Genomic DNA, 10,700 nt, shown 5'->3' with positions numbered 1-10,700 from the left:
CTAGTATCCCTCCTTTTGGTTTTAGTAAAAATAATTTATCTTAACTAGCACTCGCATTAATTACTGTCTAACCCCAAAAAATATTTGTCTAAAGGTTTATTCTCATTGCAACTAGATCACCTTTTCGACTAAAGTTCCGTGAAAAAATAAGGTCTATACAAGCAGTACAGCCTATTAATTTATAAATATACGAAACAGTGGTTGTGGAAAACTTATAATAAGGAAATAAAGTGGAGTTTCGACAATATCCACCTCTTGTGGACAAGTTTTTACAGAATGTCAGGATAAACTATCCACACGTTATCCACAATTTGTGGATAATATCTATACGAGATGGAGTTATTCAGAGTGAAAACACAAATATAATATCAAATAATTGCTTAATACGCAATGCCTTTTGACAGTTTATCCACAACAGTAACATTATGTGTGTAATAATTGTCCACAGGCGGATAACTTGTGCAAAACCTGTCAATATCTTGTGTGGATAATGAAAATAGTGTCGATTTTTTATCCACAGATGCCGTTTTGAAGATTTTTATAGAAAAAATTGCCTAACGATCGAACTCTCTCCATGAGTATAGAATTTCTGGAAATGTGCTTTTCATGTTCGAAAAAATTGGAAATAGGGACAATATAAGAAGAGTAGTTGACAATATCAAGGAGACATCTTTATAATAATTAAGACTGTCATTTAAGTTTAAATTGATAGCTATTCCTCAGGGAGGTGTCATATAATGAAAAGAACGTATCAACCAAATAAACGTAAACACAGTAAAGTTCACGGTTTCCGTAGTCGTATGAGCTCAGCAAACGGACGAAAGGTTCTAGCTCGTCGTCGTCAAAAGGGAAGAAAAGTATTATCAGCTTAGACCACTGAAGCGTCAGTGGTCTTTTTTCAAATTTAGAGTGGAAGCTTCTTTTTAGTGGTGTAGGGCCGCTAGACGAGAAAGCTAGATATTTATAAAAGTTTAAAAAGGAGTTTTTTTATGAAAAAAGAATTCCGAATTAAAAAAAATAAAGAGTTCCAGGATGCATTCCAGAAAGGTCATTCCTTTGCCAACCGACAATTTGTTATCTATTCATTGAAAAAAGAGGGACAGGACTTTTTTCGCATCGGCCTGTCTGTCAGTAAAAAGATTGGAAATGCTGTTACCAGAAACAGAATCAAGAGGTATGTAAGGCAATCCATTCTTGAATTATATGATCAGGTATCTCAAGGGAATGATTATGTGATTATTGCCAGGAAGCCAACAGCCGAAATGGACTTTTTTGAGGTGAAAAAAAGTTTAACCCATGTCCTTAAGGTTGGAAAGGTATTAAAGAAAAACTAATTTTTCGGATTTAGTCAAAATAATGCGCTGTAATAAAGACATTTGAATTGAAAAAATGATAAAATACTTTTGAAATAATAAGAAAAGTGGAAGCGCGAAGTCTACTAGCCGCTAGGCGCTGGACATTTCTCAAAGTCGAAAATTATCCTTTCTTATCTTTTTAAAAAGTAATATTTACATAAAAGTAGAACTACACTTTTTTATTTAATATTTGGCGGGGAGGAAAATTTGGTTGAAAAAACGAATATTACTTTCGTTCGGCATGCTTTCTGTGTTCTTGTTTTTAACAGGGTGCAGTGAAATTAAGAAGCCGATTACTTCAGAGAGTACAGGTTTTTGGAATGAATACATTGTTTATCCTTTATCTTGGCTGATTAAAGAAGGAGCGCATGTCCTCGGAGGAAGCTATGGTTTATCGCTTATTGTCGTGACCATATTAATCCGTTTAGCTATTTTGCCGCTGATGATCAAGCAGACAAGAAGCTCTAAGGCGATGCAGGCCTTGCAGCCGGAAATGAAAGCACTACGCGCAAAATACAGCTCTAAAGATCAAAAGACACAGCAAAAGCTGCAGCAAGAAACAATGGCCCTTTTTTCAAAGCATGGCGTCAATCCAATGGCAGGCTGCTTTCCACTACTTGTTCAAATGCCAATTTTAATTGGTTTTTATCATGCGATTTCAAGAACTAGAGAAATTGCCCAAGATAGCTTCTTATGGTTTGACCTTGGTGAAAAAGATCCATATTATATCCTGCCAATTATTGCTGGTATCACTACCTTTATCCAGCAAAAATTGATGATGGCAGGTCAGGAACAAAATCCGCAAATGGCAATGATGCTTTGGATGATGCCGATCATGATTGTCGTCTTTGCTTTCAATTTCCCTGCAGCCCTTTCATTATACTGGGTTGTCGGAAATATCTTTATGATTGCACAAACCTATTTTATTAAAGGACCGGATTTAAAGGCGCAGGCCACCGGTAATGTGGGAGGAGCAAAAAAGTGAAACAGGTAACTGCTACAGGACAAACTGTCGAAGAAGCAGTAGAATCAGCTTTAGCTCAATTACAGACCACCAAAGACCGCACAGATGTTGATATCATTGATGAAGGTAAAAAAGGGATTTTCGGGATTTTCGGTTCACGTCCAGCTGTTGTAAAAGTAACAATGATCATTGATCCAATTGAAGAAGCAAAGAAATTTCTCATTCAAGTAAGTGAACAAATGGGTGCACCCGTGGAAATAGAAATCAAACGTGAAGGCAAACAGGTTTACTTTGTGATGACCGGAGAAAAGATTGCCCTATTAATTGGTAAGCGAGGTCAAACGCTAAATTCATTACAATATTTGGCCCAGCTGGTAATTAATCGCTTTTCTAATCAATACTTAACCGTAATTTTGGACGCTGAAGATTACCGAAACAGAAGAAGTGAAACGCTTATTCAATTAGCTCATCGACTTGCCGCGAAGGCTGTCAAGTCTGGAAAAGATGTAGCGTTAGAGCCTATGCCTTCTTATGAGCGTAAAGTTATTCATACCGCTTTATCCGAGAACAAACGTGTAAAGACATTTTCTGATGGATCGGAACCACATCGATTTATTGTGATTACTCCAGTGAAAAGATAATTAAAATGACATCCTATCCTTAGATAGGGTGTTTTTTTTACCCCTTTTTTTAAGAGTATAAAAGTATCAATTTTTACTTTGAGAATTGTCAAGGATTCATAAAAATATGCCTCGGAAGCGATATCTCGGAGAAGGAAAAGCGTTAGCTTTTTCTAGGAGTGTACAACGGGGAGACAACTTTGCTAATTTGGGGCTTGGCTTTTCTAATAAAGCTGTTGATAACTTTCATTTCAAGATTTCACGCTTTGTTGTTATTCACATGTGGATAAGTTAAAATAATAAATAGGCTTTTTGGATTGTGGATAAAGTGAAACTTCAAAAAGTGAGGGTATTATTGCCTGGTAATCGAAGATAAAGTTCAGATCCTTTTTTAACAGAAATTCATGTGGTATTCTACTATTTTGGAGAAAAAATCAATTTTTTATATAGTATTTGTCATTTTTAATTTGTGAGGTGCGGAAAATGGAATTTGATACAATTGCGGCCATCTCGACACCGATGGGAGAGGGAGCTATTGCAATTGTTCGTTTGAGTGGTGATGATGCCATTCAAATAGCAGACAAGCTCTTTAAGAGTATCGGTGGAAAAAGACTTACTGAAGTGGCCAGCCATACGATTCACTACGGGCATCTTCTTGATTCAAAAAGTGATGAAGTGGTAGAAGAGGTAATGGTTTCGGTCATGAAAGCGCCAAAAACCTTTACAAAAGAGGATGTAGTGGAGATTAATTGTCACGGCGGGATTGTTTCCGTGAATCGCGTGCTGCAGCATGTATTAAAAAATGGGGCAAGATTAGCGGAACCGGGCGAATTTACGAAACGGGCCTTTTTAAATGGACGGATTGATTTATCTCAGGCAGAAGCGGTTATGGATTTAATCAGAGCGAAAACAGACCGGGCGATGAACGTCGCGCTTGGTCAAATGGAAGGACGTTTATCCAAGCTGATTAGAAAACTGCGGCAGGAGATTTTAGAAGTTCTCGCCCATGTCGAAGTGAATATCGATTATCCAGAGTATGATGATGTCGAGGAAATGACTCATAAGATGCTTCTTGAAAAGGCTCAGTTTGTTCAGGAAGAAATTAAAAAACTGTTACAAACATCAGAGCAGGGGAAAATTTTACGAGAGGGACTATCTACTGTCATTGTGGGACGGCCAAATGTAGGTAAGTCATCGTTATTAAATAGTCTTGTTCATGAAAACAAGGCGATTGTAACCGACATTCCAGGGACAACACGTGATGTCATTGAGGAATATGTCAATGTCCGCGGTGTGCCGCTAAGACTGTTAGACACGGCAGGGATCAGGGAAACAGAGGATATCGTGGAACGGATTGGGGTTGAACGTTCTCGTCAAGTGTTAAAAGAAGCTGATTTAATTTTGCTTGTGTTAAATTACTCAGACCAGTTAACTGTTGAGGATGAAAATCTCTTTGAGGTTGTTAAAGGGATGGATGTCATTGTCATTGTCAATAAAACCGACCTGCCGCAGCAAATTAATATGGAACGTGTTAATGAACTTGCTAAAGAACATAAACTTGTTACCACCTCATTGCTCGAGGACCTTGGAGTTGATGAGCTCGAGGAGTCAATTGCTTCATTATTCTTTGCCGGATCAATTGATAGTGGGGATATGACATATGTTTCAAACAGCCGTCACATTGCCTTATTAAATCAAAGCCTTCATACGATTGAGGAAGCGATTCAAGGGGTGGAAATGGGAACGCCGATTGATATCGTGCAAATAGATTTAACAAGGACATGGGAAATGCTTGGTGAAATCATTGGTGACAGTGTCCATGAAAGTCTTATTGATCAGTTATTCTCACAGTTCTGTTTAGGAAAATAGAAAAGCGGTTGGATATTAGGTTTTTCTGACACTAGAGCGGATAATATAAAGGAATAAAACTCATCAAAAAGGGTTGCGGGAGCCTGTTCCCGTGAAAAAAGTGGGAAAAAGGTACCTAAGAGCCCCTTTTGGAGCCTGAAACCATAAAAAGAGAGACAATATACCTGAAGAAGCAGTGTTTCCGTACTATACGGAAAAGGAGGAACAAACATGCAATACGAAGCAGGAAATTATGATGTCATTGTTGTTGGCGCTGGTCATGCAGGCTGCGAAGCGGGACTTGCAGCAGCAAGACTTGGTGCGAAAACATTAGTGATCACAATAAACTTAGATATGGTTGCCTTTATGCCATGTAACCCATCCGTTGGCGGACCGGCAAAAGGAATTGTCGTTCGCGAAATCGATGCCCTCGGCGGTGAAATGGCTAAGAACATTGATAAAACATATATCCAAATGAGGATGCTAAATACCGGTAAAGGACCGGCTGTCCGTGCTTTAAGGGCACAGGCTGATAAATTTGCCTATCAGCATGAAATGAAAAAGACATTAGAAGAAGAAGAAAATCTAACCTTAATTCAAGGCATGGTCGAGCAATTGATTGTCGAAGATGGGATAGTTAAAGGTGTTATCACCAAAACAGGTGCTGTTTATCAATCGAAAGCGGTCATTATCACGACAGGCACATTCCTGCGCGGTGAAATTATCCTAGGTGAATTGAAATATTCCAGCGGACCGAATAATCAACAGCCATCGATTAAGCTGTCAGAACATTTAGAAGAACTGGGTTTCGAGCTGGTGCGGTTTAAAACAGGAACGCCGCCAAGGGTCAATAGCAACACCATTGATTATAGCAAAACGGAGATTCAACCTGGTGATGAAGTTCCAAGAGCATTTTCTTATGAAACAACGAAATATATTACTAACCAGCTGCCATGCTGGCTAACGTATACAAATGACAGAACCCATCAGTTAATTGATGCCAACCTGCATCGGTCACCAATGTACTCTGGCATGATTAAGGGAACAGGTCCAAGGTATTGTCCATCCATAGAAGATAAAGTTGTCCGTTTTAATGACAAGCCGCGCCATCAAATTTTCCTTGAACCGGAAGGAAGAAATACGAAGGAAGTCTATATACAAGGGCTGTCAACAAGCTTGCCAGAAGATGTACAGCAGCAAATAATCAAATCGGTTGCGGGACTTGAAAATGCGCAAATGATGAGGGCTGGTTATGCAATTGAATATGATGCCATTGTGCCGACACAGCTATGGCCTACATTAGAAACAAAGGTTGTCAAAAACCTATATACAGCTGGCCAAATTAATGGTACATCCGGTTATGAAGAAGCCGCCGGTCAAGGGTTAATGGCTGGGATTAATGCCGGGTTAAATGCTTTAGACCGCGAGCAATTAGTATTAAGCCGCTCAGATGCTTATATTGGCGTTTTAATTGATGATTTAATTACAAAAGGAACGAATGAGCCCTATCGTTTGTTAACTTCAAGGGCTGAATATCGTTTACTTTTGCGTCATGATAATGCTGATTTACGGTTAACGGATATTGGTCATGAAATTGGACTCATTCGTAATGACCGATATGAAGCATTTTTAGTTAAAAAGGCTGCAATTGAAGCGGAAAAGGAAAGATTACAATCTATCATCCTTAAACCTTCTGCGGAGGTGCAAGAATTAATTCGCAGTATTGGCGGCAGTGAGCTGAAAGATGGAATCCGTGCTTCGGATCTATTAAAAAGACCGGAAATGACTTACGAACTGCTTGAAAGTCTGACCAAGAGTGAGCTTCCTTTAGACGATGAAATAAAAGACCAAGTAGAAATTCAAATTAAATACGAGGGGTATATTGAAAAATCACTCCAGCAAGTAGAGCGGTTAAAGAAAATGGAGAATAAGAAAATCCCTGACAATATTGATTATGATGCTATTAACGGCCTAGCTACGGAAGCGAAACAAAAGCTAAAGAAGATTAAACCGTTATCAATTGCCCAAGCATCACGGATTTCCGGAGTCAATCCAGCTGATATTTCCATCCTTCTTGTGTACCTTGAGCAGGGCAAAATCGCAAGAGTTTCGAATGAATAAAAAGAAAAGCGGAAGCGCCTTGAACAGGGGCGCTGAAGCTGGACAGTTAGTGAGGAAGATTTGGTAATGATCATCGAACAATTTGAGGCAAAACTAAGAGAAAAGGGAATTTCTCTTTCTAAAAAGCAGCTTGACCAGTTTGAAACGTATTTTACGACATTGGTCGAGTGGAATGAAAAAATGAATTTAACGGCAATCACCGAAAAAGCTGACGTATATTTAAAGCATTTTTACGACTCTATTACAGCTTCATTCTATTTTGACTTTACAAAGCCTTTTCATCTTTGTGATGTTGGCGCAGGTGCGGGATTTCCGAGCATTCCATTGAAAATTGTCTATCCTCATATTCAAGTGACAATAGTTGATTCATTAAACAAACGGATCTCATTTTTAAATCATCTTGCTAATGTATTAAAATTGGAAAATGTTCAATTTGTACATGATCGTGCTGAAACCTTTGGCGTGAATCCCGCATATCGGGAAAGCTTTGATGTCGTAACAGCAAGAGCGGTGGCAAGAATGTCTGTTTTAAGTGAGTTTTGTATACCGCTTGCAAAAGTTGGGGGACATTTTATTGCCATGAAAGCAATGCATGCGAAGGATGAATTGGAAATGGGTCAAAAGGCCATCACTACACTTGGAGGCAAGCTTGAAAAGGTGTTCACCTTTACATTACCAATGGAAGATAGTGAACGAAATATTATTATCATAAAAAAAGAGCGTCCTACGCCAAAGAAATACCCTCGAAAACCAGGGACACCAGGAAAAGCACCAATTGAATAAGGTCACATTGGGGGTCTAGCTGGAATTTTTAAAAGAAGGGCCCCTCTTATTTTTGGTAAAAAGTGATAATCGGGATAACAATTTTTAGAGAAAAATGGTATCCTATGCAGGAAGAATTTATTTGAATAGAGAATAAGTATTAGGGAGTTTCGTAAAGGTGGTGTTGGGGATGAAGAGTTCGTTTACACGCTTTTTTGGCCTCGGCGATAAGGGTGAACAAGAGGTTGAGCTTGAGAAAGATCAGGATATCGAACGAAACGAAGAAATAAAAAAGATACCGATTAAGCAAATTATACCGAACCGTTTTCAGCCGCGGACGGTCTTTGATGAAGAAAAAATCGAAGAATTATCACGAACCATTCATATACATGGTATCATCCAGCCGATTGTCGTTAGGGAGTTTGCTGTCGATAAGTATGAAATTATTGCCGGGGAGCGCCGCTGGCGTGCAATGAAAAAACTTGGCTGGACAGAAGCACCTGCAATTGTTAAAAATTTGTCAGATACGGAAACAGCTTCGGTTGCCCTCATTGAAAATTTACAGCGTGAGGAATTGTCTCCAATCGAAGAGGCATTTGCCTACGGGAAACTGCTTGAGCTGCATAACTTGACACAAGAGGCATTAGCACAGCGCCTTGGGAAAGGGCAGTCAACCGTTGCGAACAAGCTGCGTCTTCTTAAATTACCGGAGCCTGTTCAGGATGCGTTATTAAATAAAATCATTACTGAGCGCCATGCACGGGCCTTGATTCCTTTAAAGGATCCGGAAAAACAAGTGGCACTATTAGCAGAAGTAATCGAAAAGAATTGGAATGTCAAGCAGACAGAAGAACGGGTCGTCCGGCTGCTTGAACAAAAAAAGGAAAAGCCAAAGCCGAAACGAAAGGCTTTTAGTAAAGATATGAGAATTGCCGTGAATACAATTCGTCAATCATTAACAATGGTATCCGACAGTGGAATTAATCTAGATGCAGAAGAAGAAGAATTTGACGAATTTTATCAATTTACGATTCGGATTCCAAAGAAAAAATAACGATTCAGAACGAACCAGACACGAGTGTGTTTGGTTTTTTTTTATGAAAAAGGGATATTAAAATTACATAAATTTACACATTTCAATTCTTATAGCAATAAAATGAAAAAATAACCTGAGTGTAACACTGGAATATTTTTTGAAAAAAAACAACATCCCTCATTTTTCATGATAAAATAAAGGAATGGAATTTTACTTTCCTTCTCTAATAGGGGATAATTAATCATATTATTTAAACATCTGATAGAATGGTAGATTAAAATTTTTTTAGAAATAAAGGGTAGGTGACAACGTGGGGAAAATCCTTTCAATCGCAAACCAAAAAGGTGGAGTCGGCAAAACGACAACCTCTGTCAACCTAGGAGCCTGCTTAGCATACATAGGAAAACGGGTCTTATTAGTAGATATTGACCCACAGGGAAATGCAACAAGCGGGGTTGGAATTGAAAAGGCAGAAGTTGAACAATGTATATATGACGTATTAGTAGACGATGTCGAAGCAAAGGATGTCATTAAATCGACATCTGTTGAAAATTTGTACGTGATTCCTGCAACTATTCAGTTAGCAGGGGCCGAAATTGAGCTGGTTCCTACTATTTCAAGAGAAGTCCGCTTAAAACGTGCTCTGGATGAAGTCAGAGATCAGTTTGATTATATCATTATTGATTGTCCGCCATCCTTAGGACTATTAACGCTAAATGCCTTAACAGCATCTGATGCGGTGTTAATTCCTGTCCAATGTGAGTATTATGCATTGGAGGGCTTAAGTCAATTGTTAAATACTGTTAGGCTTGTGCAAAAGCATCTAAATCAGGATTTAAAAATTGAAGGTGTTTTATTAACCATGCTTGATGCAAGAACAAATCTTGGTATTCAAGTCATTGAAGAAGTGAAAAAATACTTTCAAGATAAAGTTTATCAAACCATTATTCCAAGAAATGTGCGTCTAAGTGAGGCTCCAAGCCATGGGGAACCAATCATTACTTACGATTCGAAATCCCGGGGAGCTGAAGTGTATTTAGATTTAGCAAAGGAAGTGGTCTCGAATGGCTAAAGGTTTAGGAAAAGGATTGAATGCTTTTTTTAGTGATGTCAGTAAAGAAGAGACAGTTCAAGAGATTAAGCTGAAAGAACTGCGCCCAAACCCTTATCAGCCGCGTAAAACCTTCCAACAAGAGACAATCGATGAATTAAAAGCTTCAATCTTAGAGCATGGAATTCTACAACCGCTTGTTGTTCGGAAAAGTATTAAAGGCTATGAAATTGTTGTTGGTGAACGCCGCTTCCGTGCTGCCAGGGAAGCAAAGTTTGAAGTTGTGCCGGCAGTTGTCCGCGAGCTTTCTGAACAGCAAATGATGGAATTGGCCGTGTTGGAAAACTTACAAAGGGAAGATTTAAACCCAATTGAAGAGGGACAAGCCTATCAAACGTTAATGGAGAAGTTAAAGCTGACACAGGAAGAGGTTGCGAATCGTTTAGGCAAAAGCCGTCCGCATGTAGCAAACCACATTCGGCTGCTTTCTCTCCCTCCCCAAATTCAAGAGCATATTTCAACGGGGAAAATCTCTATGGGCCATGGACGGGCATTATTAGGTCTTAGACAAAAAGCAAAACTGTCCATTTTAGTTGGAAAAGTTGTAAATGAGGGGCTAAATGTCCGCCAGTTAGAAAAGCTGATTCAACAATTAAATGAAAATGTTTCACGTGAAACAAAAAAGCCCGAGAAGAAAAAAGATTTATTTTTACAGGAACGGGAGCACTCCCTTCGTGAACGCTTCGGTACAACTGTCCATATTAAACAAAACAAAAACAAGGGGAAAATTGAAATTGAATTTTTCTCACAAGATGATCTTGAACGAATCCTAGAAATACTTGGACAAGATGAAAATATTTAAGCCATCACTTTGATGGTTTATTTTTTTGGAAATTTCTTTTCAATAGATGTAAAACATGATAATTTAGTAATATTACTATTT

10 protein-coding genes are annotated in these 10,700 nt (G+C 38.7%); all 10 read left to right on the top strand.

The window, feature by feature from the left end:
* Positions 1-737 precede the first annotated feature (737 nt).
* The 10 genes from rpmH to QNH20_RS26870 all read left to right on the top strand — a co-directional run bounded on the left by rpmH (position 738) and on the right by QNH20_RS26870 (position 10,619).
* Positions 738-872, top strand: a complete 135-nt coding sequence (rpmH, locus tag QNH20_RS26915) for a 50S ribosomal protein L34 (RefSeq protein ID WP_063255153.1) — start codon at positions 738-740, stop codon at positions 870-872.
* Positions 873-989: 117 nt separating this feature from the next.
* On the top strand, positions 990-1,334 hold the full coding sequence (gene rnpA / locus QNH20_RS26910; protein WP_283920961.1) for a ribonuclease P protein component: 345 nt from the start codon (positions 990-992) through the stop codon (positions 1,332-1,334).
* A 232-nt stretch (positions 1,335-1,566) separates the two neighbouring features.
* Entirely contained in the window at positions 1,567-2,340 is a 774-nt protein-coding gene (gene spoIIIJ, locus QNH20_RS26905) for a YidC family membrane integrase SpoIIIJ (protein ID WP_283920960.1), read from the top strand.
* Positions 2,337-2,960: an RNA-binding cell elongation regulator Jag/EloR gene (jag, locus tag QNH20_RS26900; protein WP_283920959.1), complete on the top strand. Its 624-nt coding sequence runs from the start codon at positions 2,337-2,339 to the stop codon at positions 2,958-2,960. Before spoIIIJ ends, jag begins: the two co-directional genes overlap by 4 nt.
* A 462-nt stretch (positions 2,961-3,422) precedes the next feature.
* A complete protein-coding gene (mnmE, locus tag QNH20_RS26895; RefSeq protein ID WP_283920958.1) occupies positions 3,423-4,808 on the top strand; it encodes a tRNA uridine-5-carboxymethylaminomethyl(34) synthesis GTPase MnmE in 1,386 nt (461 codons plus the stop codon).
* A 210-nt stretch (positions 4,809-5,018) separates the two neighbouring features.
* On the top strand, positions 5,019-6,908 hold the full coding sequence (mnmG, locus tag QNH20_RS26890; RefSeq protein ID WP_283920957.1) for a tRNA uridine-5-carboxymethylaminomethyl(34) synthesis enzyme MnmG: 1,890 nt from the start codon (positions 5,019-5,021) through the stop codon (positions 6,906-6,908).
* Between the two features lie 66 nt (positions 6,909-6,974).
* On the top strand, positions 6,975-7,691 hold the full coding sequence (gene rsmG / locus QNH20_RS26885) for a 16S rRNA (guanine(527)-N(7))-methyltransferase RsmG (protein ID WP_283920956.1): 717 nt from the start codon (positions 6,975-6,977) through the stop codon (positions 7,689-7,691).
* 169 nt (positions 7,692-7,860) lie between these two features.
* On the top strand, positions 7,861-8,724 hold the full coding sequence (noc, locus tag QNH20_RS26880; protein ID WP_283920955.1) for a nucleoid occlusion protein: 864 nt from the start codon (positions 7,861-7,863) through the stop codon (positions 8,722-8,724).
* Between the two features lie 292 nt (positions 8,725-9,016).
* Positions 9,017-9,778, top strand: a complete 762-nt coding sequence (locus QNH20_RS26875) for a ParA family protein (RefSeq protein ID WP_283920954.1) — start codon at positions 9,017-9,019, stop codon at positions 9,776-9,778.
* The gene (locus tag QNH20_RS26870) at positions 9,771-10,619 is read left to right on the top strand and encodes a ParB/RepB/Spo0J family partition protein (protein WP_283920953.1); all 849 of its coding nucleotides are present in this window, start codon (positions 9,771-9,773) and stop codon (positions 10,617-10,619) included. Before QNH20_RS26875 ends, QNH20_RS26870 begins: the two co-directional genes overlap by 8 nt.
* The last annotated feature ends 81 nt before the right edge of the window (positions 10,620-10,700 follow it).

Source organism: Neobacillus sp. WH10 (genome assembly GCF_030123405.1).
Classification (GTDB): Bacteria; Bacillota; Bacilli; order Bacillales; family Cytobacillaceae; genus Neobacillus.
This window is presented reverse-complemented; position numbering and strand designations above follow the sequence as displayed.

Coding starts and splice junctions, on each gene's coding strand:
- rpmH (WP_063255153.1), top strand. CDS start 738: ATGAAAAGAACGTATCAACCAAATAAACGTAAACACAGTAAAGTTCAC.
- rnpA (WP_283920961.1), top strand. CDS start 990: ATGAAAAAAGAATTCCGAATTAAAAAAAATAAAGAGTTCCAGGATGCA.
- mnmE (WP_283920958.1), top strand. CDS start 3,423: ATGGAATTTGATACAATTGCGGCCATCTCGACACCGATGGGAGAGGGA.
- mnmG (WP_283920957.1), top strand. CDS start 5,019: ATGCAATACGAAGCAGGAAATTATGATGTCATTGTTGTTGGCGCTGGT.
- rsmG (WP_283920956.1), top strand. CDS start 6,975: ATGATCATCGAACAATTTGAGGCAAAACTAAGAGAAAAGGGAATTTCT.
- noc (WP_283920955.1), top strand. CDS start 7,861: ATGAAGAGTTCGTTTACACGCTTTTTTGGCCTCGGCGATAAGGGTGAA.
- QNH20_RS26870 (WP_283920953.1), top strand. CDS start 9,771: ATGGCTAAAGGTTTAGGAAAAGGATTGAATGCTTTTTTTAGTGATGTC.